Genomic DNA, 24,147 nt, shown 5'->3' on the forward strand with positions numbered 1-24,147 from the left:
CGCCGCTCTCCGGCCGCCCGCCGGCCCAGTTCGTGATCACTCCGCCCGCCTGCTCGATCAGAGGCACGAGCGCTACGATGTCGTAGGGCTGAAGCGCCGTTTCGACGACGAGGTCGATCTGCCCCGCCGCCAGCATCGCATAGGCATAGCAATCGGTGCCGTAGCGGGCGAGGCAGACGGAGTTTTCGACTTTGTCATAGGCGGCGCGACGCAACGGATCGAACAGCGCCGGCGTAGTGGTGCAGAGGGTGGCGTCTGCGAGCTCGGACGTGTCGCGCGTTTTCAACCGACGCGCCCCACCCGGCCCCTCATAGTGGGCGCCCTCGCCGACCGTGTAGAAGAGTTCGCCCGTGAATGGCTGCGACATCATGCCGGCAACGGCCCGACCGGACACGGTGAGCCCCACCAGGGTGCCCCAAAGCGGAAGACCGGAAATGAAAGCCCGCGTGCCATCGATGGGATCGATAATCCAGCGATGATCGCTCGCCTCGCCCTCGAGACCGAACTCCTCACCCAGAATGCCATGGTCTGGATAAGCCTCGCCGATCAGCGCCCGGATCGCCTTTTCAGCCTCGCGGTCGGCCTCCGTCACCGGGTCGAAGCCTCCATCGATCTTGTTGTCGATGAGCACCGGCTGGCGGAACCGTGGCAGGGTTTGCGCTGCCGCAGCCTCGGCAATGCGGCGCATCAGGGCCGGCGAGACGGTCATGGAACACTCCTGATTTTTCGGATTCGGCTGGTAGGCGGACGGGCGAAAAAACGATCTTCGCCGCGAACGCAGCGGTTTGCAATGTTCGTCGAACGGTTAACGCTTGACAATGCTGCAATGCAACATAAACTTATTTCCAGGCAGTTCGTCTGCCGAATGCCCTTTTGGGCGTTTCCTCCCTAGACCTTAGGCCGTGTCGCGGATGCGATACGGTCTTTTTTTCTGCCGCCCGGCGCTTCTATATTGATGCATTGCAACATAAAAGCATCACTCGGCTGCGAGCGGGTACTCGGTAAAATATTGTCCGGCGACGATCATGAGTTCGTGCACGAAACCGGTCAGATCGTCCATCAGCGCATGAAAGCCCTGCGTTTTTTCCAATGTGCGCTCATCCATGTAAAGGCTGCGATTGATCTCGATCTGCAGCGCATGAAGGCCCTGAGCAGGACGACCGTAATGCTCGGTGATGAAGCCCCCCGCATAGGGCTTGTTGTGTACGACGCAATAGCCACGCGCCGATAGAAGACGGATCACGCACTCAGTCAGTGCCGGAGCGGCCGAGACCCCGAAGCGATCGCCGATAATGAAATCGGGACGCAGAGCGCTTTCGCCCGAACGCACACCCGCCGGCATGGAATGGCAATCGATCAGGATGCCGTGGCCGAACGCACAATGCGTTTCGATGAGGAGACGCTTCAGGCATTCATGGTAAGGCTCGTAAATCGTCTCGATGCGCGACACGGCCTCGGCCAACGGCAGCCGCCCCCGATAGATGTCGAGCCCCTCGCCGACAAGTTTGGGCACGGTGCCCAGCCCTCCAGCGACGCGGGGCGAGCGGATATTGGCGTAAGCGGGAACCGGTTCGCAGAACATGCGCGGATCGAGCTCCCAGGGCTCGCGGTTCACATCGAGATAGGCGCGTGGAAAATTGGCCATGAGGAGCGGTGCACCGCAAGCGACCGCACCGGAGAAAAGCTCGTCTACGTAACAATCTTCGGACCGTCGGATGACATTGGCATCGAGCCGACTCATATCCAGGAAACGCTGCGGATAATGACGCCCGCTGTGCGGCGAGTTGAACACGAAGGGCGCCGCCTGAGACGCCGGAGCGTGCAGCTCGAAAGCGGGGATCTGTTCAAAATCCGCTGCAGCACTCATTCGTGTTTTACGCCTCCGCCACGCCGTCTTCCGGTAAAGCCTGCCACCCGCAAGCGCGCCTGTCCAGCCGCTCCACAGCCTGGCCCAGCAGGATTCACTTGATATTTACCATGCGGGAATCATATAGCTGCATACACACAAGCGGTTTGCGGGACGACCGCTCTCGCACGATTCGGACGGCACAATGGCACGGATTCTCCTGGCGGAAGACGACAATGACATGCGGCGCTTTCTTGTTAAGGCGCTGGAACGAGCGGGTTACGAAGTTGTCGACTTCGACAACGGAGCGGGCGCTTATGACAGGCTGCGCGAGGAACCTTTTTCTCTCTTGCTGACCGACATCGTTATGCCGGAGATGGACGGCATCGAACTTGCACGACGGGCCACGGAAATCGATCCCGATCTCAAGGTGATGTTCATCACGGGATTCGCCGCCGTGGCGCTCAATCCCGATTCGAATGCGCCGCAGGACGCAAAAGTTCTTTCCAAACCTTTCCATCTGCGCGATCTCGTGAACGAGGTTGAAAAACTTCTTCAGGCAGCCTGAACCCGGTTTTCAGGATCGATGGGCAGACCCGCGAGGCCGATCTCCAAATTGCCGCGAAAACACCGAAACTATCTATTGACGCCAGCTGTGAATATGTGATCTATGCGCGCGTCGGATGGGCGTGTAGCTCAGCGGGAGAGCACTACGTTGACATCGTAGGGGTCACTGGTTCAATCCCAGTCACGCCCACCATCCAAATCAATCGCTTAGCCAAGATTTACGACGTTCCCGCCAGGTTCATCAAACCTTGGAACCCCGCCTTACCATTCGCTTGCGCGAAGAACCGACCGGCAGCCCTATCGGCGAGCCTCTCAGCGTTTCCCACCACTGATCCGAAAGCCTCATCGCCTTTATAAGGAGAATGTGTGCCGACCGTTTTTGCCACGCCCGGCGGAAAGTACCGACGTGGCTGCGGGCTTCGGAGAGAAGCAAATCGGAAACGGGTGGGATCAACGATCCACCATTCCCGACGAGAAGCGCTGGTGCGCAGATGACTATTGAATCGATAGTTGTCTGCATCCGTTCGCCGGGCTAACAATCGTCAAGCCTTCGAATCGAAGCGACGGAGATGCCTGAATGGCGGACGTGAAAATACCCCTGCCCGGCACACCCGTGCGAGGATCCCGATCAGGCGCGCCAGTCATGGCGCTGCTCGATCTTCTCGGGCGGCCCTGGGCATTGGGGATCGTCTGGGTGCTGGCGGAAGCGGACGAGCTCAGTTTCAACGAACTGCAGTCGAAATGCGAGGCGATTTCACCTGGCGTCCTCAACACGCGCCTGAAAGAATTGGTGTTGGCGAAACTCGTCGACGCGAACAAGCGCGCTTATACCCTGACGCGAGAAGGACATGAACTGTTCGAACTGATCGCTCCGCTGGGACGATGGGCGCGCAGGACATGGGCGCCCACCCTCCGGGCTTCGGAGACCGGCGCAAGTGGAAACTGACGAAAGATCGCTGCCTGGCAGACGGAACAGCGCACCGCTTGACGACGTCGCCGTTCTTGTGCCTGGCCGAAGACGCTATGCACACGCCGCCGGAACCTTGCTCGTCTCATCGTCCAGCCTGTTCCAATGGGCGAGAGACGAGTCTATCCGGGCAGGCATTTCGATTCTTATCTGGAACCTCCGCGCAGAAAAATCATCGCCCACGAAATCGCATTTTTGAACAGGGAACATGGAGATGCCCGAGATCACCACGGCCGAAAGCTTCTCCGGTGCGGAACTTCGCGAGGCGATGGTGGACGCCTTTTCCGATTATCAGATCCCCCTGACACTCAGCCAGCCGGCCTTCGACCTGATGATGAAGCAGCGCGGCCTTGATCGCCGTCATTCACGCGTTGCCATTGTTGACGGGCGGGTTGCCGCAATCTGGCTCATGTCGCTCCGCGACGAGCGGGCTTACCTGATTTCCAGTGGGACGAGACCAACGTTCCGCGGGCGTGGACTTGCAAAAACACTGGCGCAGAATTGTATCGCCGCGCTCGCAGACATCGGGGTCCGTTCAATTCAGTTGGAGGTCCTGCGAGACAATGAGAAGGCCATCCGGCTCTACCAAAGCATTGGAATGCAGCTCCGCCGCCGGCTCGATTGCTATACGGTGACCGCAAGGTCCGGCGTCCGGAACGACGCGGACATGAGCTCCGTCCCGTGGCAGCTTATCGAGACGGAAGTCGCCAACATCCGAGACTGGGAGCCCACCTGGCAAAACAGCGACGCCTCAATGCGGGCCATCGCCGGTGTCTTGCATTGTGTGGCGCTGCGGGATCAGCACGGACTAAGCGGATATGTGATCGCGGAAACCACAACGGCAACATTGCATCAACTCGCCGTTCGCCAAGACATGCGGAGGCGCGGCGTAGGCCGCGCACTTATCGGCACCCTGCTATCCAGACTGAACGCCCCCGTCTTGCGTCTCTTGAATGTCCAATCGGACGATCAATCTTTCCGCGGCTTGATGCAATGTCTCGACGCCAGCGAAACGGCCGGGCAATACGAGTTGAAGATGGATCTTTAGATCGGTGGCGATCCACCGGCTATTCGGATCCATCTGTGATGCTTCGCGCGCTTAAACACCTGAGCACCTCGGCGAACTCGCGCGCCGCCGGTCCCATAGGTTCGTCAAGGCGATGAGCCAGATAGGATTCGGACGAGACCCTGCCATTGCGTCCGAGCGAATTTGCATTCAGCCTGACCAAGCGGCCATCTTCTAAATCCCGTTCCGCCAGCCATAACGGAAGCCGACCCCAACCGACCCCGGCAAGAATGAGCGCATGCTTGGCGTCCTGGCTGCTGACACGGCAGGTTTGCGGCGACACCACGCCGAAATCGCGCCCCTGCGACACATCCGACGGGTCGGAAAGCACAATCTGAATGTGATCGGCGAGCTCGGGAACTGCGATTGCGCGACCAGCACCCACTGCCAGTGGATGCTGAGCCGCAACCACCGCCACTTGTGATATCGACGAAAGTGCCTCGTACACGATACGTGGATCGCGAAAGTCTTCCCCGACCATAACAGCGAGGGCACAGCGCTTCTCTCTCAGAGCTTGAAGCGGGCCGCCAAGCGGCTCGACCGCCATTCTAAGCATCACCGACGGATAGCGTTCCCGCATTCGAGCAATGGCGACGCCGATTCGTTCAATGGGGAAGAGCGTATCGACAACAATCGGTAACTCAAGCTCGACCCCGATGCCCAACCCGCGTGCTTTCGCACGCATGGCGTCGACGCGAAGCAATATGTCCCGCGCATTGGCCAGAAGCATCTCTCCATCCGGCGTCAATACCGGCCGGTGGCCCGAGCGATCGAACAGCAAAACGCCGAGTTGCGCCTCGAGATTTCCGATTGCCACGCTGATTCCCGATTGAACACGAGACAGTTTGTGAGCGGCCGCGCGAAAGCTCCCGCTATCGGCAACCGTCACGAAAGTTCGCATCTGGTCCAGAGTCAACGCATCCAGCATGATCGATCCATATGATCATCTTAATATATATTATATCACTTACTCCGGACATTTACAGCCTGCATCTTCCTGGCCTCCCCGAATTTGCGATGAGGCAAGGAAAATGACCAAGGTACTCGTGCTCTATTATTCGTCCTACGGCCATATCGAGACAATGGCGGCTGCGATCGCGGATGGTGTCCGGCAGGCTGGAGCGTCGGTCGCGGTGAAGCGCGTTCCCGAGCTCGTTCCCGAAACCGTGGCCAGAGAATCGGGCTACAAAGTAGATCATCAGGCTCCCGTCGCAACGGTGAGCGAGCTCGCAGATTACGATGCGATCATTCTGGGTACCCCGACCCGCTACGGCAACATGGCTTCCCAGATGAAGAACTTTCTCGATCAAACCGGCGAGCTCTGGTTTGAAGACAGGCTGGTCGGGAAAGTGGGAAGTGTCTTCACATCCACCGGCAGTCAGCACGGCGGGCAGGAAACCACCATTCAATCCACCCACACGGTGCTCTTTCACCTGGGGATGATCGTTGTCGGTCTGCCATACAGTTTCAAGGGGCAGATGCGCATGGACGAAATCACCGGCGGCACGCCATACGGTGCCTCGACACTCGCCGACGACGGCACTGGCGGGGACCGGCAGCCGAGCGCCAACGAACTCGAGGGAGCCCGTTTTCAAGGCCGACACGTCGCGGAAGTCGCCCTCGCATTGGCCTCGCGAAGAAAAATCGAGGCAGCGTGATGGTCGGCATCGTTGAAACCTCAAAGCCGATCGCCACCCGCTGGAATGCTGTGTTTCTGCTGGTCGCAACGGGCGTGGTGGCCGCGTTACAGGTCGGCAAGGTGGCAATCGCCGCCCCGGTCATGCAGGAAGATCTCGGCATTGGCCTCGCGGCAATCGGCTGGCTGACCGGTATCTTCGCCGTTCTTGGATTGATCGGCGGCATATTCACCGGCGCCTTCACGGCGAGCTTCGGCAGCCGCCGCGTGCTCGTTCTGGGTCTGCTTACCATAGCGGCGGGTGCAGCAATGGGCGCCCTGGCAACGACGCTTCCGATACTTCTTCTTTCGCGGGTCATCGAAGGCGCGGGCTTTCTCATGATAACGGTCGCGGCACCTTCGATTTTGGGGCATGTGACCGAGCGTGCCCACCGCGATCTCGCCTTCGGTTTATGGAGTTGCTTCATGCCTGTCGGCATGACGCTTGCGATGCTTACCGGCCCGCTTTTCGAAGGTTGGCGCGCCATGTGGTGGGCGAGCAGCGCCACCACGCTGGGCGTATGCCTTGCCGTCATGTTCGCCATACCTGCAACGGGTGAACGGTTGGCCTGGTCGTGGCGAAGCCTTCTTGCAAATACGCTCGCGGTCGTACGCACCGGCGGACTCGTCGTGCTCGCCATCGTGTTCGCACTCTACAGCCTGGTGTTCTTTGCCTTGTTCAGTTTTCTTCCCGTGCTCCTGATGGAGCGTATGGAAGTCACGCACAAGACAGCGGGGTTGCTGAGCGCTTTCGCGACAATATCGAACATTCTTGGCAATTTAGCCGCGGGTTATTTGCTTTCGAATGGAATCCGACGCGCATCGCTCCTTGCAGGTACGGGCCTCGTCATGGGCGTTACCGGCCTCGGGATTTTCCTGCCTGTGTTGCCAAACACGACCGCTTTCGTGCTCTGCGTCGTCTTTTCGGCAGTGGGAGGACTGATCCCGGCAACCCTTCTTGCATCCGCGCCGCTGGCCGCACCGACCGCAAGTCTCACGCCGGTGGTGCTGGGTCTGATCGTGCAGGGCAACAATCTTGGCCAGATCGTCGGCCCCATCGCCATCGGCAGCGCGATCGAGAGGTTCGGTTGGGAATCGGCATCAATCCTGGTGGCCTGTGCCACCCTCTTTACGGCCGGGGTCGCCATGCGGCTCAGACGCATGTCCTGGAATTCATCCGAGTAACCGGCCGGAAGTTTTGCCTTTTCGCAGGAGTTCACTGAAATGAGCATAAGATTCAATCACACCATCCTTGCCGCGCGGGACGCGGAGGCTTCGTCCGATTTTCTCGCCCAGATCCTCTCACTGCCAGAACCCACCCGCTGGGGACCGTTCTGGATGGTCACGACCGACAACGATGCGAACCTCGACTATATGAATGTGGAACACGCCATCACGCCACAGCACTACGCCTTTCTTGTCGATGAGCAGGACTTCGACGATATTCTGGAGCGCCTCGTTCAGAAACAAAGGCCCTACTGGGCCGATCCACAAAAGCGCCAGCACGGCATCAACCGACACGACGGTGGTCGCGGCCTCTATTTTGAAGACCCGAACGGGCATCTCATGGAGCTCATCACCAGGCCCTATGGTAGCGGCGGCTGGGAGCCATGACACTTTGAAGCCTATGTGGGGAGACAGGATGGCCGGTTTCCCGACCGTCGTGATCTTCAATATTGGTAACGGATCGGCCCGGTCTGCGCCGTGCCGATCAGGGCTTTCCTCAGCGCTTCACCGTCCGGAAGCGCTCTTCCAGATAGGACACCAGTCGCACAGCGGGCCAAAGCACGATCAGATACATGATCGCCGCGACGATCAGCGGCGTGGGGTTCGCCGTCAACGCCTGGGCGTCGGTCGCCTGTTTAAGCAGGTCGGGCATTGCCACCACCGACGCCAGAGAGGTGTCCTTGGCGATCGCAACGGAATTGCTCGTGTGCGGCGGAATGGCCACACGAAACGCCTGCGGCAGGATGATCTTGTAGATGATCGCCCAGAACGGCATGCCAAGCGCCTTGGCCGCCTCCGACTGGCCGTCCGGTATCGACTGGATGCCAGCGCGGAAAACCTCGGCCGTGAAGGCCGAGAACACCAGCCCCAGCGCTAAAGTTGCGGATGTGAACGCATTCAGGCTGATCCCGACAAACGGCAAAGCGTAATAGATAAGCACCAGAACGACGAGAATGGGCAGTGCGCGAAACACATCCACATGCAGAACGGCCAGAATCCGTACCGGACGTGGGCCGTAAAGCCGCGCCAGACAGATCAGAACACCGGCCAGACCGCCGAGCGTAATCGTGGTCAGCGCCAGGAAGATCGTGTTAACCACCCCGCTCAACAGCATTGGAAAGACACGAACAAAGACCTCGGCGTTCAAGAACGTGTCAACGAATCCCGGCATTCTTCTCCCCTTACTTGTTTATCGGTGGGCAATGCGACACTCTATTCAGACGCACCGCACCGCTGCACCTTCTTCCAAAATCACCGGTGACGCCGAGCTGATGCATGAACTTTCCGATCGTCAAACCTGTACACCGCGTCGGCTGTGCAAGGCGATGACGACACGCCAAGATGGCGCATTGCCGGACCGGATTCCATAAGCAATGGCCGTCTCCAGAAGCGTGTACTCCGCCACCGCCCGCGCCTGTCCGGAATCTGGCAGTTCCATGATCGGCACCGGCGCGACACGATAATCGCTACTTGAGTCAAGCACGACAGAATCCGTCTCTTCGAACCGCGATGGCGCTTCGATAAGGCCATGCGGCGCAGAGTTGCACCGGGCGCAAAAACTTCACCGACCGTATCCGATCAAGGCGGCAAACATCCCGTCCAACTCCGACGGATCGTCGTGCGGCATTGTTTCGACCTCATATTTCATATAATCATTCATATTATATATAATTCTCCAGCCAGACAAAATTTTGATCAAATGAGCATGAAAGAACAAAATCAGGATGTGCATGTGATGGCAAGTGCCGATGAGGCCGACATGTCGGACTCGTTGAGGAGTATCCGGTCCAGATTCGTCCTACCGGAGGAGGTGATTTATCTGGATGGAAACAGCCTCGGCGTTTTGCCGGCCGGTCTCAGCGATCGCATGAACGATGTGATCGAACACCAGTGGGGGACGCGGTTGGTGCGCGGTTGGAACGATGCAGGCTGGATCGATCTGCCATCCCAGGTCGCGGGTAAGATCGCCGCCCTGATCGGTGCAGAGACGAACTGCGTCGCAGTCGGCGATTCTACGTCGGTTAATATCTTCAAAGTGCTCTCAGCGGCTCTGTCTCTGCGTCCGAACCGGCGCGTCATACTCTCCGACAGAAACAATTTTCCGACCGACCTTTATGTCGCCGACGGGCTGACCAAACTGCTTGGTCAGGGCTATGAACTGAAGCTCGCCACAGCCGACACAATGGAGGATGCGGTGGACGAGACTGTCGCCGCGGTGCTGCTGACGGAGGTCGATTATCGAACCGGCGAGCGCTACGACATGCTCACCATGACGAAACACATCCAGAAAAACGGCGCTCTGGCGATCTGGGATCTGTGCCACAGCGCCGGGGCCTTTCCAGTGAATCTCGATGCGGCCGAAGCGGATTTCGCCATAGGGTGCGGCTACAAATATCTGAATGGGGGTCCCGGTGCGCCGGCCTTCCTCTACGTTGCCGAACGCCATCTGGCAGGAGTGGCGCCGGCTCTATCGGGGTGGATGGGACACAAGACCCCCTTTGCGTTTACCCCAGACTACTTGCCGGCGGCCGGAATCCACCGGATGATGGTGGGCACGCCGCCGATCCTTTCGCTCTCGTCTCTCAATATCGCACTCGACGCCTTTGAGGACGTCGACATGACGCTGGTTCGACAGAAATCGCAGGAACTATGCGATCGCTTCATCTCCGAGGTGGAGCGACGCTGCCCAGAGCTAGAGCTCGTAACGCCTCGTGCCCACGAGCGGCGCGGCAGCCAGGTTTCATTCCGGCATCCGGAAGGATACGCAGTCATGCAGGCGCTTATTGCCAATGGCGTTATCGGCGATTTCCGAGCTCCGGATATTCTGCGTTTCGGCATGACACCGCTTTATCTAAGGCATGCCGATATTCAGGCGGCGGCCGAAATTCTGGAGCGCGTCATGTGCGAGAAGCTCTGGGATCAGGAAAAGTATCGCAAGCGGGCAAAGGTAACCTGACGATTTGGCCGGCATTGTCGTTCACTTAAGAAACCCGCCCGGATCGCGTAGCCTTACGATAATTTAATACTAGAAAAGGTGAAAAACCGCCAAGAAGCTGGCATAAAGAACATGGCCTGAAGCGACCGGTATACCGGCTGACGAGCGCCGCCTCCATAGCCAAGACCGAATAGCCGGAGCGTGCATGTCTTTCTGGAAACAGGCAATTGCCTGCCTCATCGTTCTTATCGCCACAGCATTTGCATGGTTCTGGTACTATCCCGGTGCGCAGGACGTGCTCGCGCGCGCGGGGATCATCGACCCGGTGGAAACCTCGACGCAAAACGCCGAAGGCGGTCCGCAGACAGGACGCCGCGGTGGCGGCGTGCCAGGTCCCGTGGTGACGGCACCGATCGCCTATGCAACGATCAACGACCGGCTGTCCGCCATCGGCACAGGCAGGGCTTTGCGCTCGGTAACCGTCAATCCCCTGACTTCGGGAACGCTCGTCGAAGTCGCCGTAACCTCCGGAGCCGAGGTCAGGGCCGGTGACCTCGTGGCCAAACTCGACTCGGATGCCGAAGAAATCGCCGTGGATCGCGCTGTAATCGCCCTGGACGATGCCCGGGCCACGCTCGACCGCGTCATGGCATTGCGTACATCCAACACGGTCAGCGTCGTGCAGCAGAACGAAGCGGAACTTGCGCTCCGCAACGCGGAACTGGCCAAGCGTGAAGCCGAACTTGCGCTCGAACGCCGCTCCATCACCGCGCCCATCGACGGCACGGTGGGTATTCTGCCCATCTCGGCGGGAAGCTACGTAACGAGCAGCACCGAGATCGCCACCATCGACGACCGGACGCAAATCCTGGTCGATTTCTGGATTCCAGAACGCTATGCCGATCTTATCGATATCGGCTCACCGGTCACGGCGACTTCCGTGGCACGCGCCTCATCGGTGCACGAGGGCGAAATCAGCGCCATCGACAACCGTATCGATCCTGAAAGCCGCACGCTGCGGATCGAAGGACGAATCGACAATCCCGACGACCGGCTGCGCGCCGGCATGGCCTTCACCATCTCCATGCGTTTTCCAGGCGAAACTTATCCGGCTATCGATCCGCTGGCGATCCAGTGGAGCACGGAAGGCCCATTTGTATGGACGGTCGAAGACGGCATGGCACGGCAGAAAGCGGTGCGCATCGTGCAACGTAATGCCGACAGCGTGCTCGTAGAGGCAGAATTCGGCGAGAACGATCTCGTCGTCACACAGGGCATCCACAACGTGCGCGAAGGCGCACCGGTCGAAACGGCAGGCAACCCGGCAAATGCCGGAGCGAAATTCGCCAATGCGGAAGGATCCGCCACGTGAAGGAAGCGCTTCACAATGCCCAAACGGGCATCACCGCCCTCTTCATCCGGCGACCCGTTCTCGCCTTCGTTTTCAACACGCTGATCGCCGTTGCCGGGCTTGCCGCGCTCTTCGGTATCGAGGTCCGCGAACTGCCCGACGTAGACCGCCCGGTCATTACCGTCTCCACCAATTTTTCAGGCGCCGCCGCCGAAACCATGGATCGTGAGGTGACGGCTATCATAGAAGGTGCGGTTGCCCGCGTTTCAGGTGTGGTGGCGATCTCCTCCGAATCCTCCTACGGTCGCAGCCGGGTGACGATCGAATTCAGTGACAACGTCAATCTCGATACCGCCGCTTCCGATCTGCGGGATGCGGTGGGGCGCATCCAGAACAATCTGCCCGAAGACGCCGATGCTCCGCGCATCATCAAGTCCGACAACGACGCACAGGCAGTGATGCGCATTGCGCTGACGTCCTCAAGCATGCCAGTGCAGGAATTGACAACGCTGGTGGAAGATGAAGTCGTCGATGCGTTTTCCGCAGTGCCCGGGGTCGCCGACGTTCAGGTTTATGGCGACCGCACCGAAATTTTCCGCATCGACATAGACCAGACCAAACTCTCAAGCATGGGGCTGACGGTTGCCGATGTTTCGGAGGCGTTGGACACGGTCGCATTCGACACGCCTGCGGGCTCCCTTAGCAACACGACGCAGGATCTGACCGTGCGCGCCACGGCCGCGGTTTCGACACCCCAGGAATTCGAGGCCATTTATCTAAAGGATTACGTCCGCCTCGGCGACGTCGCCACGGTGACGCTGGGCGGCGACCTGGGAGAAAGCCAGCTACGGGCAAACGGACGCACCGGTATCGGCCTCGGCATCGTCCGCCAGGCGCAATCGAACACGCTGGAAATATCCACGGGTGTGCGCAGGGCGGTGGAAGAGGTGCGCGAAATCCTGCCTGACGGGGTGGACATCGAAGTTACGAGCGACGACGCGACTTTCATCAACGGCGCCATTCACGAAGTGGAGATCGCACTCCTTATCGCCGTGACCGTCGTGCTGCTCGTCATTTTCATGTTCCTGCGCGATTTCCGTGCGACGATTATCCCCGGGCTTGCCATTCCGGTGGCGCTGATCGGCACCCTGGCAACCATTTATCTGACCGGGTTTTCCATCAACATTCTCACCCTTCTGGCACTCGTTCTGGCCACCGGACTGGTGGTGGACGATGCCATTGTTGTGCTGGAGAACATCGTGCGCCGGCGCAATGAAGGCATGGGGGCGCGCGCGGCCGCCGTGCTCGGCACACAGGAGGTCTTCTTCGCCGTGCTCGCGACCACGGCCACGCTGATCGCTGTCTTCGTGCCGATCTCCTTCCTACCGGGCCAGGCGGGTGGCCTGTTCAAGGAGTTCGGGTTCGTTCTTGCCATGGCCGTGTTTCTTTCCTCCATCGTCGCACTGTCGCTCTGCCCGATGCTGGCGTCGCGCATGCTGGCATCGCATCCGGAAAACAAGGAACGGGAGGCCAAGGGCGCGGGTGACCGGATCGGAGCAACTCTTTCTGCAACCTATCGCCGTCTTCTGCATGCCTGCCTCGACGCCCCGGTCGTGGTCATCGTCATCTCAGTGCTGTTCGCGGCTGCCGCCTATGGCGTGTTCGGCTCCATCAAGTCGGAAATCACGCCCAGCGAAGACCGCTCCATAGCATTCATGCGGGTTTCGGCTCCCCAGGGCGTCAGCCTCGACTATTTCGCCGACCGAATGCGCCGTATCGAAACGCTGCTGGAACCGCTTCGCGAAAGCGGAGAAGTTGTCAGCACCTTCTCCATCGCCGGGCGCGGCTCGGCCAATAGCGGCTTTCTCGTTCTGCGGCTGGCACCGTGGGACGACCGCAAGCGCAGCCAGCAGGAGATCGTCGCCGACATCTCCGCACGCGTCCGCAACGAGCCGGGCGTGCGCGCCTTCGTCTTCCAGCCCAACAGCCTCGGCATACGCGGTGCAGGCAACGGGCTGAGTTTTGCGATCGCCGGCAACAATTACGGCAAATTGACCGACGCGGCCGAGAAGATCGTCGCCACGATGGACGAAGACCCAAGCTTTCGCCAGGCGCGGCTCTCCGACGACACGACACAGCCTCAGCTTTCCATCGCCATCGACCGCGATCGCGCATTCGACCTGGGTATCGACATCAACGGCCTCGGCAACACGATCCAGGCCATGTTGGATGGGCGCAAGATCGGTTCCGTCTTCATCGACGACCGCAGCGTCGACGTGAAACTCGTTTCGACCACCAATCCGGTCAACGATCCAACCGATCTGGAGAACATATACATCAAAGCCGGGGATGGGCGTTTCGTGCCGTTGTCGGTGATCGCCACGCTCGAAGAGAAAGCTGTGCCACCATCCCTGTCGCGCGAGGATCAGCTACGCTCAGTCGGCGTCAGTGCCGCGCTCGCGCCCGATATCGCGCTCGGAGAAGCCTATCAGCGCGCCCAGGTGATCGCCGCCCCCCTGCTCGAACCGGGCATGCGAATGGTGCCGCTCGGCGAAGCCGCAGCTCTTGGCGAGACCGCCAACTCGATGCAGATCATCTTCGGGTTCGCTCTCGTGATTATCCTTCTGGTGCTGGCCGCCCAGTTCGAGAGCTTCGTCAGCGCCCTCATCATCATGGCAACCGTGCCGCTCGGGCTCGCCTGCGCCGTTTTTGCCATGATGCTTACGGGAACGAGCCTGAACATCTACAGCCAGATCGGCCTTGTCCTTCTGGTGGGCATTATGGCCAAGAACGGCATTCTTATCGTCGAATTCGCCAACCAGCTCCGCGACCGCGGACTCGGCGTGCGTGAGGCAATCGAGCAGGCATCGCTTATTCGCTTGCGGCCGGTCGCGATGACAATGATCTGCACCATTGTCGGCGGCGTGCCATTGGTGCTGGCAAGCGGCGCCGGTGCCGAAGCTCGCGTCGCCCTCGGCTGGGTCATTGTCGGCGGGCTGGGCCTTGCGACAGTGTCCACACTGTTCCTTACACCGGTCGCCTATCTAATGCTCGGGCGCTTCATCACACCGAAGGTGGAAGAGGAAGCAAGACTGGAACGCGAGCTCGACCACGCGACACGCCTTGGCAACGGATCATCGCAACCCAACACGCCGCGTACAGGCGGGTGACAACCGCAACACAAAACTGTATCTGTGCGCGGCGCGCAGGTGGAAAGAGACCCATCCGCGTGGTCAGCTCAACAGCCATGGAGTGCCCCGTTGACCACCGGGACGATCAGCATCGAAGAAGCGGAAAAACTGATAGGGCAAGAAGTCGGCCTGTCCAAATGGCGCGTCGTGACGCAGGAGATGATCGACCAGTTCGCCGCGGCGACCGACGATCACCAGTTCATACACACCGACCCGGAGCGTGCGGCGCGTGAAACGCCCTATGGCGGCACAATCGCTCACGGGTTTCTGTCACTTTCACTTCTTTCGACCATGGTGTTCGAGGCGGTGCCCCGTCTCGAGGGCTCTGCCATGGGCGTGAATTTCGGTTTCGAGCGCATCCGCTTTCTGGCTCCAGTACGCTGCGGTGCGCGGATCCGCGCCCGCTTTGTGCTCGCAACCATCAAGCTGCGTCCTTCGGGCATCGCCGAGGTCAATTACGATGTTTCGGTGGAGATCGAAAATTCAATCAAACCCGCCCTCACCGCCCACTGGCTGACGCTGGCCATGCCGGATCGCGCCCGCGAAGACTGATAGGACCGACGCGCTCATTTGTCGTATACTGGGCGTCAGCACAGGATAGTGTTGATTGATCGACAACCATACTCAATGCTGTAGAGGCTCGGGTCCTGCGTTGGGAAACCGGAGCGCTGCGAATTCCAGCCGGGCTTTGTCAATGTTCTTCATCCGGAACGAATTGCATACCCATTGGATTGAATAAAAAAATCCTGTTCTTCCAAGAGTATTTCCATGACAGTCAATTCGAAAGTACCGCCATCCGCTCCAGGGAAAAAGAGCCCCTATAAGGACCCCCAAAGCCTGGAGTTCAATTTCCGCACAAAACGATTTCAAAACGTTCGTCCGCTTATCGAAGACGCCCTCGCCGAAAAGCGTCAGGTCAGGATTCTCGACCTAGGCGGAACAGAAGAATACTGGAAAATCGGCGCGGAGTTCCTGAAGGAAAATCGCCACCAGATAAAGATCACGCTCCTCAATCTGGAAGCGGAACAGGTTGAGGATAATGGGATGTTCGAGGCGCTATCCGGCGACGCCGCCGATCCGGCTCTTTTTGCCGGAGAGGCATTCGACCTGGTGCATTCAAACTCCGTCATCGAGCATGTCGGAAGTTGGGAACGGATGGGCCAGTTCGCCAGGAATACAAAGCGGCTCTCCAAACGCTATTTCGTCCAGACACCGAATTACTGGTTCCCCTTCGAACCGCATTTTCGCATGCCCGGCTTTCAGTATTTGCCCAAGGCGACAAAGATCGCACTGGTACGGCGCTTCCAGCTCGGCTTTTTCCCGCGTACGCCGGACCGCGCGGAAGCGTGCGACCTGGTCGAGCACAACACGCTTATCTCAACCCGGCAGATGAGGCGACTGTTCGACGATGGCCACATCATGCTGGAAAAATTCGCGTTCCTGAACAAATCGATCATGGCGATGCGGATGGGATGAAGACGAGCTTTCGGGCTTCAGGCCGCAGCTCCATGCATTCTATCCGCCATTCGGCATTTCGCTTGCGAATGATTTGAAGGCGCGTTTCGTCCGTCGTTGCATCGACGCGGTCGTAGAACGGGCCGGTCCGGAGCCATCCAAGACACCGGACCGGCAGACAGATCCCTACTCTTCCTTTTGAGCCTGAACGTCGTGTTCCGGAGCGGCCGAGACCAGCTCGGATGCTGTCGACTGCACGAGCAACAGGTAACGCTCATACTGGATCAGGACATCGTGAATGATCTGATCGCGCGTCATCCCCATGATGTCATACCCCTTGCTGCCGCTGGAGAATTGGGTGCGGGCCTCGTAACGCAGCCCCGAACGCGCCGCATCGAAGGCAGAGAACGACGGCAATCTCTGAGAGGCAGGCGCCACGCCGTAGACGAAATTGCGCATGTCCTCGGCCGGCGAAGTCAGAGCAACCGCACCTGTTTCCTCATCTTCGACAAAGGCTTCGCGTCCGCGCTCGGTCAGTTCCTTGGCCACCTGTTCCAACGCGGGCTTCACGTCATTCCGGATGAAGGCCAGGGTCTCTTTTTCGCTCGGCGCATGAAGCATCAAACCCAGACGCCGCTGCCAGGTGAGTCCAGAAGCGGGATACGCCGGCGCGACCTGCGGCACGGCAGCGTGCGCTTCGCGCTGCGCGACGTCGGCGCGCATACCGACAAAGAGCGCCCACACCAGTGCAAGCATCACGAAAGAGAACGGCAGGGCGCTCGCAATGGTGGCCGATTGCAACGCGCCAAGCCCGCCGGCGAGAAGCAAGCTTGCAGCAACCAATCCCTCGAGCGAACACCAGAAAACACGTTGCAAGGTCGTGGTTTCGGTCTCACCGCCTGCCGCGATGGTGTCGATGACGAGCGATCCGGAATCGGACGAGGTGACGAAGAAGATTGCCACCAGCATCACCGCCAGGGTCGAGGTGAGGCTCGTCAAAGGCAGATAAGTGAAGAACTGGAAGAGCCCCACAGACACATCCTGTGCGACTTTCGCCCCCAACTCGCCGGCGGCGACGCCGGTATCGATGAAGATTGCCGTATTGCCGAAAACGGTCATCCAGAAAAAGGTGAAGCCTGCCGGAATGAACAGGACCGCGGTAACGAATTCACGCACCGTACGTCCACGCGAAATGCGGGCGATGAACATGCCCACGAATGGCGACCAGGATATCCACCAGGCCCAGTAAAAGAGGGTCCAGCCATCCACCCATGGGGTCGGCTCATAAGCATAAATGTTGAAAGTACGCAGCACGAGCGTGTCGAGATAAAGTCCAATGTTTTGCACGAAATCACGGAACAGATCCGCCGTCGGCCCTACGATCAGCACGAAGAACATCAACAGGACCGCAACGACAAGGTTCGTTTCGGAAAGGATGCGCACTCCCTTGTCCAGCCCCGTAACAACCGAAATCGTCGCAAAGGCCGTAATAACGGCGATCAGCGGCAATTGTACCCATGGTGATATCGGCAGGCCGATCAGGTAGTTGAGACCAGCGTTGATCTGCGTGACGCCGAGCCCCAGTGAGGTGGCGATCCCGAACATCGTGCCGACGATGGCGAAGATGTCGACAACGTGGCCGATGGGGCCGTTGATCTTATCCTTCAGAAGCGGATAAAGGCCGGATCGGATTGTAAGCGGTAGGTTGTAGCGATAACCGAAGTAGGCGAGTGACAGACCGACAACCGCGTAAATGGCCCAGGCGTGGATGCCCCAGTGGAAGAAGGTAACCGTCATGGCTTCGCGCATAGCAGCGATGCTGCCGGGCTCCGCAGTCGGGGGCGCGAGAAAATGCGTCATGGGCTCGCCCACGGCATAAAACATCAGTCCGATGCCCATGCCCGCGGCAAAGAGCATGGCCACCCAGGAGTGGTATTTGAACTCGGGTTCGGAATCGTCCGGGCCCAGTTTCAATCCGCCGAACTGGCTGAAGGAAAACAGAAGCACGGCGGCAAGAAAGATGCCGACAGCAAGCAGGTAAAGCCAGCCAAAACTGGCCAGAATGTTGCTCTGCAATGTGGAAAAAATATCCCCGGCACGGCCGGGGAAAACAACACCGATCAAAAGAAACACGGCGATGATGGTCACCGCGCCGAAAAACACCGGCGGATTTATGACAAAGCGATTAAACATGGGAATATTCTTCGCGCTCCCGTTGTTTGAACTGGCGGATGGCGCTCTCAAGCGGTGGCTCGCAATTCGAGCTGGCGACCCTTGAATGGCTGGAACACGGTCGCAGAGCGCCGGCGGCAAGCGTTCTGTTTCTGCGACCCATGATCACATTTGTCAATGACGAGTCGTGTTTCGCTTAAACAGTTATACTCGGGGCGGCACCGCTTCGTCGGCCAGCGCAAGCCTTGCCGAACAGCCGCGGGCTCACAGGATTCGGCATGCGCGGATGAGTTTTAACAGCCTCGGCAAAGAGGGTTGCGTGCTCATCGCGCACCACGTTTCGCGCTCTTCGCCGCCGTAGCTTTCCTTGTGTCGAGCGAGCGATTGGGTGGGGTAAACGAGTTTCTGTGCAACTGAATTGGTGTAGATGAACCGGAAAGCCCGCCGCGTAAGCCAGTCTTTCTGGAATTCCCGATCCTCGATCTTGTGGAAAGGCATGAGGCCCAGATAAAGCTTCGCCACGCCCTCGGCCTGAAAGGTCTCCACGGCGCGGCGCACGAGAAAATAAGCTGCCAAGGGGTCCGTATCGGGCAGCCAGCGCCGTGTCGCCGAAAGATAGCCGATCAATTCGCCATTCTCGTAAAGAGGATCAAAAAAGGCGAATGCCACGGGCCGATTATCCGGATCGAAGATGAAGAACTTTCTCACATCCGGCTCATCGCGCAGCTGAATCGGACGCACCAGGAATGAAAGCTCGCGTCGCTTGGTGGTCCGGGTGCGCCGCCAGCCGAGCGAGATCGCGTCGATGCGGTCCGGATCCAGCGTTGCGAGTGGAACCTCCGCGACGCGGTGCCCCATGCGCGTGAAACGGTTTGTCGCCGTGCGGAAACTACGCCGCGACGGACCGGAGAAATCGTAGGTCTTGAGGTCGATCAAGCTTTCAATGCCCAATGCATTGACGAAAAATCCCTTCGACGACAGCAGCTCGGCCATGGGCCTGGAGACCTGCCAGAAGGTAACGTCCTGCTTGGCCGCCACGAAGGCATCGAGAAGCTCCGGCCAGAACGCGCGTGGCGCAAGTGGATCCGCCAACGCATAGGCCGTTCGCCCCACCATGCGGTAGGCGATCAGACCGTGCTCATTGCCGAAATAGCGCAGCCCAGGCTGGTGTGCGACCGAATAGGCAAGCACAAAATTTCCATGCCTGTGAAGAAGCGCATGGCGTTGATTGTCGGTAAGAAGAGCGTTGTCGCTCAGGCGATTGAAATTGGACAAACGTGCAATCTGGTTCACGGCGAAGAATCAGGTTCAGCGCCCCCACGGACCGATGGATGCCATGCCTCATGCACAGTGACAAGGCGGAATTGACAATAAAGAAACTTACTGGTTATTTTATTGTCAATCGGAGATTCGCCATGTCCGCATCCATAGCTCCCATCCAGCCCGAAGCTCTGCCGGAAACGGCGGATGATCGTATTCTCTTTGCACTCAAGACAAAAGGAGCGATGACCGCCCAGCGCCTCGCACATTTTCTGAACATCTCGCCCGTTGCCGTGCGCAAACAACTTGCCCGGCTCGAGGCGAACGATCTGGTGCGGTTTCAGGAAGAAGCACGCGGGCCCGGCCGCCCAGAACGCGTCTGGCGCCTCACCGCGAAGGGACACGGCCACTTTCCTGACAGTCATTCCGACCTCACATTGGAACTGATAAATTCAATCCGCCGTGTGTTCGGCGAGGTGGGTCTCGACAAGCTTATCGATCAACGCGAACAGACGATGCGTGCGTCCTACAAAAGCGCGGTGGCAGACCAGTTCGACCTGAAGGACCGCGTCGCGGCCCTTGCTCGCATTCGCGCCCGTGAAGGCTATATGGCCGAGATCGAACCACTCGATGACGGAGCCTTTCTCCTCATCGAAAACCATTGCCCAATCTGCGCGGCGGCGACGGCCTGTCAGGGCTTTTGTCGCTCGGAGCTCAACATTTTCAAAGCCGTCCTTGGCCCGCAGACTCACGTTGAACGCACGGATCATATCCTGGCAGGCGCTCGCCGCTGCGCCTACCGTATCGAAGCGCTTTAAGCGACTGCCCCTATCACCGAGGCATATCATGACTGATGCAAGCCACGAGGCGCAGCTCGGCAATGCCGGCTGGACGGCAATCCTGAAAACCGGCCAGTTGGGCCAATTCGCACTTTTGTGCCTCGGCATCTGGCTGCACGCCGCCGATACACTTCTCGTCGCCACGGCAATGCCCGCCGCAGTTGCCGAGATCGGCGGCGAGCGGCTGGTAAGCTGGACCCTATCGCTTTATCTGCTGGGTTCGATCATTTCAGCGGCGGCCGCAGCCCTCGCGGCCTCGGCGGTGGGTTTGCGCCGTGCATTCGTGATTGCCGCCATCATCTACGCGGTGGGTTGCGCGATCAGCGCGCTAGCACCCAACATGCTTACCATGCTGTTCTGCCGCTTCGGTCAGGGGGTGGGTGGCGGTCTTCTGGTGGCGCTCACCTATGTGGCGATCCAGCGGCTTTTTCCAAAAGAAATGTGGCCACGCCTGATCGCCCTGATGTCGGCGATCTGGGGTGCGTCAGCTTTCTGCGGCCCCATGATAGGCGGCTTCTTCGCCGACCTCGGCCTGTGGCGTTGGGGCTTTTGGACCTTTGCGATCCAAGCGATTCTGCTCGTTGTTCTGGTTCCAATGTTTCTGCGCCCAACCAAGGGGTCATCGGAGACGGCACAGCGTTTTCCCGTGGCACGGCTCACACTTCTTTCTCTCGCCGTGCTGGCCGTGGCGGCCGCCGGCATCTATGTGACGCCGGAAGTCTCGCTGCCACTTGTGGCAGCGGGTGCCCTACTCTTCTATCTGTTTCTAAAGCGCGACAGCAGCTGCGCGGGCGACAAGATGTTCCCCACGCGTGCCTTCGACATCCGCACGCCAGTAGGCTCCGGCTTCATCGCCAATCTGGCGCTCGGCACAGCCGCCATGTCGTTCACAGTCTACGGCCCCTTCCTTCTGCAGAGCATCCACGGCTTGTCGGCCCTCGAAGCAGGCTATGTCATGGCAGCAGAAGCCGTTGCCTGGAGCACGACCGCAATTGTGTTCGCAGGCGTAAAAGAAGCTGGCGAGCGGGTCGTGATGAAAGCAGGCGCGCTCCTCATTCTTCTTGCCGTCACGCTTCTTGGCCCCATTATGGCCGAGGGCCCGATCTGGGCGATCGTACTGCTGTCCATCGCACAGGGTGCCGGCTTCGGGATGCTCTGGGGCTTCCTCATCCGCCGCGTGGTGGCAGCCGCTCCGGACGTAGAACGCGACAGCGCGTCCGCAGCCATGCCGACGACGCAGCAAATTGCGTTCGCGCTTGGTGCAGCCCTTGCCGGTATCGTCGCGAATATGGTGGGCTTTGCAGAAGGGGGCGCGCTCGAAACCATGCAAATGGTAGCGCAATGGGTGTTTATCAGCTTCGTACCGCTGGCCGCATTCGGCGCGGCAGCAGCGTGGAAGGTCGCGCGTTAACGACCGATCGAGAGCACCTTAATTCTTTCTTCTTGGGCTCCCCGTATGCGTAGTCGACGTCACGGATACCGGGTCACTCGCCGGAAAGGTGTCTTCGAGGCCTTCTTCCAATTCATCGTCGAGCCCCTCTTCCTCCGGCTTTTTCTTCACCTGCTTGGTTGCGAACTCATCAGGCGCGCCGGTGCGGGTGGCCCGCGTTACGGAAACCGGGTCGCTCGCCGGAAAAGTGTCCTCAAGCCCTTCATCAAGGGCTTCCTCCTTGGCGTCGCGCTCGTTCTGTGTTTCCGGCTTCGGTTTCTTGGGGTCGGGCTGCATCGCAAACATCCTTTTCCGGATCAATGTAGAAGCAACCGTCCCGGTTCCGCCTCCCGGACATTATAAGTCGCGCGCGGCTGCCTCCAGGAGCATGAAAACATAGTCGGAAAAGGAGCGCCAGCATTCGACCCGGAACATCTCGTTATCCGTGCGCCACAAAACAACTTCAGCCTTGCCGAAAACCGTGCGCGAACACGCGCCAACAGGGAAGGCGTCGAGCGACAGATCCTGCGGGCAACCGGCATTGAGTACGGTCTCGACACGCGGGCCGGACACAAGAACAGCCGTGTTGCGATGCGAGACATCCACAGCCGAATGAAATGCGGCGACCGGGGCACAGGCAGCCACCAGGTCGCTGCCGGTTTCGTCGATCACCAGCCATTCATCCGGCCCGAGCCAAAGAGCGGTACGCCCAGCGTTTGCTGCGACGGACTTGGGACGTTGCGGCAGATCGAGTCCAAGCGCCTTCGACAACGTTTTCAACGCCGGTTTCGACGCGCGAAGGGAAAGCCGCGTCGCCGGCTCCGCGCGCACCAGCGTGATCCCTTCAGCATTGAGAAATCGCCCTTCGAGCGAAGTTGTGCGGACCATCGGGTCAGCCATTGATACGCTCTCCCTTTTCATCAAAGAAGATCGTGGATGTGACCTCTACCGCGATCGCGCCTTCGGGCATGGGTATGTATAGGGTCTCGCCCATGCGCTCGTGCCCGCCAGATCCCAGGGCAAGTGCAATGGAGCGGCCGCAATTCTCCGACCAATAAGACGACGTAACGTGGCCCAGCATTGGCACAGGAACCGGCGCATTCGGATCTGCCACGACCTGCGCACCTTCTTCCAAAACGATTTTCGGATCGGTTGTTTTCAGCCCCACCAGTTGCTTGCGATCGGGCGCGATGAGATCTGGCCGTGCCAGGCCGCGCATGCCGACGAAATCCAACTTCTTTTTGCCAATAGCCCAGGAAAGCCCCGCATCGTGCGGCGTGACGGTGCCATTCGTCTCCTGCCCGACGATGATGAAACCCTTTTCGGCGCGCAAAACGTGCATGGTTTCCGTGCCATAGGCGCAAGCGCCGTGCTTTTCGCCCTCCGCCCAGACGGCTTCCCATACGGCGCGGCCATAATCCGCCGGCACGTTGATTTCGAAACCGCGCTCGCCGGTGAACGACATGCGGAACAGCCTCGCGGGCACGCCGCAGATCGCCCCCTCGCGCACCGACATATGCGGCATCGCATCATCGGACAGGTCGATCCCTTCAACCAGCGGGGCGATGATGTCGCGGCTTTTCGGCCCCTGAACGGCGATCACCGCCCATTGCTCCGACGTGGAGGTGAGATAGACCTTCAAGTCTGGGAACTCGGTCTGAAGATAGTCCTCCATGTGGTTGAGCACGCGCGGCGCGCCGCCGGTGGTCGTGGTGACGTGGAAGCGGTCTTCGCCGAGCCGCCCCACCACGCCGTCATCATAGATGAAACCGTCCTCGCGCAGCATTATGCCATAGCGGCAGCGCCCGACACCGAGCTTTTGCCACGGGTTCGTGTACATCAGCTCCATAAAGCGTGCGGCGTCAGGCCCGACGACCTCGATCTTGCCGAGCGTGGTGGCGTCGAAAATACCGGCGCTACGGCGTACTGTACGGCATTCACGGGCGACGGTGGCATGCATGTCCTCACCGGCTTTCGGAAAATACCAGGCGCGCTTCCACTGCCCGACATCCTCGAACACGGCCCCGTGCGCCTCGGCCCAGTCGTGCATGGGTGTACGCCGCACCGGCTCGAACAGACGCCCCTTGCCGTACCCCACAAGCGCGCCGAAAGTGACGGGCGTGTAAGGCGCGCGGAAAGTGGTGAGACCCACTTCGGGGATCGGCTT

23 protein-coding genes and 1 tRNA gene are annotated in these 24,147 nt (G+C 59.6%); 14 read left to right on the forward strand and 10 right to left on the reverse strand.

Annotated elements, in window-relative coordinates:
* Together hisN and QZ638_RS12150 are read right to left on the reverse strand one after the other, a co-directional pair.
* On the reverse strand, positions 1-709 hold a 709-nt coding region (hisN, locus tag QZ638_RS12145), incomplete at its 3' end, for a histidinol-phosphatase (protein WP_295810636.1).
* A 267-nt stretch (positions 710-976) separates the two neighbouring features.
* Positions 977-1,867 (reverse strand): N-formylglutamate amidohydrolase, encoded by an 891-nt coding sequence (locus QZ638_RS12150; protein ID WP_295810639.1) that lies wholly within the window; start codon positions 1,865-1,867, stop codon positions 977-979.
* 184 nt (positions 1,868-2,051) lie between these two features.
* On the opposite strand from QZ638_RS12150, the gene cpdR reads away from it, so the two are divergent.
* The 4 genes from cpdR (at position 2,052) to QZ638_RS12170 (ending at position 4,428) form a co-directional block, all read left to right on the forward strand.
* Positions 2,052-2,414 carry a cell cycle two-component system response regulator CpdR gene (gene cpdR / locus QZ638_RS12155; RefSeq protein ID WP_007008549.1) on the forward strand — a complete coding sequence of 121 codons (363 nt, stop codon included), beginning with the start codon at positions 2,052-2,054 and terminating at the stop codon, positions 2,412-2,414.
* Positions 2,415-2,531: 117 nt separating this feature from the next.
* Positions 2,532-2,606 (forward strand) — tRNA-Val (locus tag QZ638_RS12160).
* Between the two features lie 384 nt (positions 2,607-2,990).
* A complete protein-coding gene (locus QZ638_RS12165) occupies positions 2,991-3,359 on the forward strand; it encodes a helix-turn-helix domain-containing protein (RefSeq protein ID WP_295810644.1) in 369 nt (122 codons plus the stop codon).
* Between the two features lie 235 nt (positions 3,360-3,594).
* Positions 3,595-4,428 (forward strand): GNAT family N-acetyltransferase, encoded by an 834-nt coding sequence (locus tag QZ638_RS12170; RefSeq protein ID WP_295810646.1) that lies wholly within the window; start codon positions 3,595-3,597, stop codon positions 4,426-4,428.
* Between the two features lie 19 nt (positions 4,429-4,447).
* Here QZ638_RS12170 and QZ638_RS12175 read toward each other — a convergent pair whose 3' ends face one another.
* Positions 4,448-5,374, reverse strand: a complete 927-nt coding sequence (locus QZ638_RS12175; RefSeq protein ID WP_295810648.1) for a LysR family transcriptional regulator — start codon at positions 5,372-5,374, stop codon at positions 4,448-4,450.
* A 103-nt stretch (positions 5,375-5,477) separates the two neighbouring features.
* On the opposite strand from QZ638_RS12175, the gene wrbA reads away from it, so the two are divergent.
* Genes wrbA through QZ638_RS12190 form a run of 3 tightly spaced genes read left to right on the forward strand, consistent with a single transcriptional unit; the run spans position 5,478 to position 7,735 of the window.
* Positions 5,478-6,104, forward strand: coding sequence for an NAD(P)H:quinone oxidoreductase (gene wrbA, locus QZ638_RS12180; protein ID WP_295810650.1), 627 nt, complete (start codon positions 5,478-5,480; stop codon positions 6,102-6,104).
* Complete coding sequence (locus tag QZ638_RS12185; RefSeq protein WP_295810652.1) at positions 6,104-7,306, forward strand: CynX/NimT family MFS transporter; 1,203 nt, start codon at positions 6,104-6,106, stop codon at positions 7,304-7,306. The genes wrbA and QZ638_RS12185 overlap by 1 nt, the downstream gene beginning before the upstream one ends.
* A gap of 39 nt (positions 7,307-7,345) precedes the next feature.
* On the forward strand, positions 7,346-7,735 hold the full coding sequence (locus QZ638_RS12190; RefSeq protein ID WP_295810655.1) for a VOC family protein: 390 nt from the start codon (positions 7,346-7,348) through the stop codon (positions 7,733-7,735).
* A 109-nt stretch (positions 7,736-7,844) separates the two neighbouring features.
* Here QZ638_RS12190 and QZ638_RS12195 read toward each other — a convergent pair whose 3' ends face one another.
* Positions 7,845-8,519, reverse strand: coding sequence for an amino acid ABC transporter permease (locus QZ638_RS12195; RefSeq protein ID WP_295810657.1), 675 nt, complete (start codon positions 8,517-8,519; stop codon positions 7,845-7,847).
* Between the two features lie 120 nt (positions 8,520-8,639).
* Positions 8,640-8,831, reverse strand: a complete 192-nt coding sequence (locus QZ638_RS12200) for a hypothetical protein (protein ID WP_295810660.1) — start codon at positions 8,829-8,831, stop codon at positions 8,640-8,642.
* Between the two features lie 276 nt (positions 8,832-9,107).
* On the opposite strand from QZ638_RS12200, the gene kynU reads away from it, so the two are divergent.
* The 5 genes from kynU (at position 9,108) to QZ638_RS12225 (ending at position 16,301) form a co-directional block, all read left to right on the forward strand.
* Positions 9,108-10,304, forward strand: coding sequence for a kynureninase (gene kynU, locus QZ638_RS12205; RefSeq protein ID WP_295810692.1), 1,197 nt, complete (start codon positions 9,108-9,110; stop codon positions 10,302-10,304).
* A gap of 184 nt (positions 10,305-10,488) precedes the next feature.
* The gene (locus QZ638_RS12210) at positions 10,489-11,655 is read left to right on the forward strand and encodes an efflux RND transporter periplasmic adaptor subunit (protein ID WP_295810663.1); all 1,167 of its coding nucleotides are present in this window, start codon (positions 10,489-10,491) and stop codon (positions 11,653-11,655) included.
* A complete protein-coding gene (locus tag QZ638_RS12215) occupies positions 11,652-14,804 on the forward strand; it encodes an efflux RND transporter permease subunit (protein ID WP_295810667.1) in 3,153 nt (1,050 codons plus the stop codon). Before QZ638_RS12210 ends, QZ638_RS12215 begins: the two co-directional genes overlap by 4 nt.
* A gap of 90 nt (positions 14,805-14,894) precedes the next feature.
* The gene (locus QZ638_RS12220; protein ID WP_295810670.1) at positions 14,895-15,377 is read left to right on the forward strand and encodes a MaoC family dehydratase; all 483 of its coding nucleotides are present in this window, start codon (positions 14,895-14,897) and stop codon (positions 15,375-15,377) included.
* Between the two features lie 216 nt (positions 15,378-15,593).
* Positions 15,594-16,301: an SAM-dependent methyltransferase gene (locus tag QZ638_RS12225; RefSeq protein ID WP_295810673.1), complete on the forward strand. Its 708-nt coding sequence runs from the start codon at positions 15,594-15,596 to the stop codon at positions 16,299-16,301.
* 165 nt (positions 16,302-16,466) lie between these two features.
* Here QZ638_RS12225 and QZ638_RS12230 read toward each other — a convergent pair whose 3' ends face one another.
* Positions 16,467-18,473, reverse strand: coding sequence for a BCCT family transporter (locus tag QZ638_RS12230; protein ID WP_295810675.1), 2,007 nt, complete (start codon positions 18,471-18,473; stop codon positions 16,467-16,469).
* Between the two features lie 243 nt (positions 18,474-18,716).
* Complete coding sequence (locus tag QZ638_RS12235; RefSeq protein WP_295810678.1) at positions 18,717-19,745, reverse strand: DUF2156 domain-containing protein; 1,029 nt, start codon at positions 19,743-19,745, stop codon at positions 18,717-18,719.
* A 122-nt stretch (positions 19,746-19,867) separates the two neighbouring features.
* Between QZ638_RS12235 and QZ638_RS12240 the strand changes: the two genes are divergently transcribed.
* Both QZ638_RS12240 and QZ638_RS12245 read left to right on the forward strand, forming a co-directional pair.
* Positions 19,868-20,530, forward strand: a complete 663-nt coding sequence (locus QZ638_RS12240; RefSeq protein WP_295810681.1) for a metalloregulator ArsR/SmtB family transcription factor — start codon at positions 19,868-19,870, stop codon at positions 20,528-20,530.
* A gap of 28 nt (positions 20,531-20,558) precedes the next feature.
* Complete coding sequence (locus QZ638_RS12245; protein ID WP_295810684.1) at positions 20,559-21,962, forward strand: MFS transporter; 1,404 nt, start codon at positions 20,559-20,561, stop codon at positions 21,960-21,962.
* Positions 21,963-21,980: 18 nt separating this feature from the next.
* Here the strand turns inward: QZ638_RS12245 and QZ638_RS12250 are convergent, their stop codons facing one another.
* The 3 genes from QZ638_RS12250 to QZ638_RS12260 form a co-directional block, all read right to left on the reverse strand.
* Entirely contained in the window at positions 21,981-22,277 is a 297-nt protein-coding gene (locus QZ638_RS12250) for a hypothetical protein (protein WP_295810685.1), read from the reverse strand.
* 60 nt (positions 22,278-22,337) lie between these two features.
* Positions 22,338-22,880: a sarcosine oxidase subunit gamma gene (locus QZ638_RS12255; RefSeq protein WP_295810687.1), complete on the reverse strand. Its 543-nt coding sequence runs from the start codon at positions 22,878-22,880 to the stop codon at positions 22,338-22,340.
* Positions 22,873-24,147, reverse strand: a 1,275-nt coding sequence (locus QZ638_RS12260; protein WP_295810690.1) for a glycine cleavage T C-terminal barrel domain-containing protein, incomplete at its 5' end; no start/stop codon positions are given. The genes QZ638_RS12260 and QZ638_RS12255, both read right to left, overlap by 8 nt.

The organism is uncultured Nitratireductor sp. (assembly GCF_913053745.1).
Taxonomy (GTDB): Bacteria; Pseudomonadota; Alphaproteobacteria; order Rhizobiales; family Rhizobiaceae; genus Nitratireductor.

Bases quoted from the DNA above. Each gene is read 5' to 3' on its own strand.
- QZ638_RS12150 (WP_295810639.1), bottom strand. From the start codon at position 1,867: ATGAGTGCTGCAGCGGATTTTGAACAGATCCCCGCTTTCGAGCTGCAC.
- cpdR (WP_007008549.1), top strand. From the start codon at position 2,052: ATGGCACGGATTCTCCTGGCGGAAGACGACAATGACATGCGGCGCTTT.
- QZ638_RS12165 (WP_295810644.1), top strand. From the start codon at position 2,991: ATGGCGGACGTGAAAATACCCCTGCCCGGCACACCCGTGCGAGGATCC.
- QZ638_RS12170 (WP_295810646.1), top strand. From the start codon at position 3,595: ATGCCCGAGATCACCACGGCCGAAAGCTTCTCCGGTGCGGAACTTCGC.
- QZ638_RS12175 (WP_295810648.1), bottom strand. From the start codon at position 5,374: ATGCTGGATGCGTTGACTCTGGACCAGATGCGAACTTTCGTGACGGTT.
- wrbA (WP_295810650.1), top strand. From the start codon at position 5,478: ATGACCAAGGTACTCGTGCTCTATTATTCGTCCTACGGCCATATCGAG.
- QZ638_RS12185 (WP_295810652.1), top strand. From the start codon at position 6,104: ATGGTCGGCATCGTTGAAACCTCAAAGCCGATCGCCACCCGCTGGAAT.
- QZ638_RS12190 (WP_295810655.1), top strand. From the start codon at position 7,346: ATGAGCATAAGATTCAATCACACCATCCTTGCCGCGCGGGACGCGGAG.
- QZ638_RS12195 (WP_295810657.1), bottom strand. From the start codon at position 8,519: ATGCCGGGATTCGTTGACACGTTCTTGAACGCCGAGGTCTTTGTTCGT.
- kynU (WP_295810692.1), top strand. From the start codon at position 9,108: ATGTCGGACTCGTTGAGGAGTATCCGGTCCAGATTCGTCCTACCGGAG.
- QZ638_RS12210 (WP_295810663.1), top strand. From the start codon at position 10,489: ATGTCTTTCTGGAAACAGGCAATTGCCTGCCTCATCGTTCTTATCGCC.
- QZ638_RS12225 (WP_295810673.1), top strand. From the start codon at position 15,594: ATGACAGTCAATTCGAAAGTACCGCCATCCGCTCCAGGGAAAAAGAGC.
- QZ638_RS12230 (WP_295810675.1), bottom strand. From the start codon at position 18,473: ATGTTTAATCGCTTTGTCATAAATCCGCCGGTGTTTTTCGGCGCGGTG.
- QZ638_RS12240 (WP_295810681.1), top strand. From the start codon at position 19,868: ATGTCCGCATCCATAGCTCCCATCCAGCCCGAAGCTCTGCCGGAAACG.
- QZ638_RS12245 (WP_295810684.1), top strand. From the start codon at position 20,559: ATGACTGATGCAAGCCACGAGGCGCAGCTCGGCAATGCCGGCTGGACG.
- QZ638_RS12250 (WP_295810685.1), bottom strand. From the start codon at position 22,277: ATGCAGCCCGACCCCAAGAAACCGAAGCCGGAAACACAGAACGAGCGC.
- QZ638_RS12255 (WP_295810687.1), bottom strand. From the start codon at position 22,880: ATGGCTGACCCGATGGTCCGCACAACTTCGCTCGAAGGGCGATTTCTC.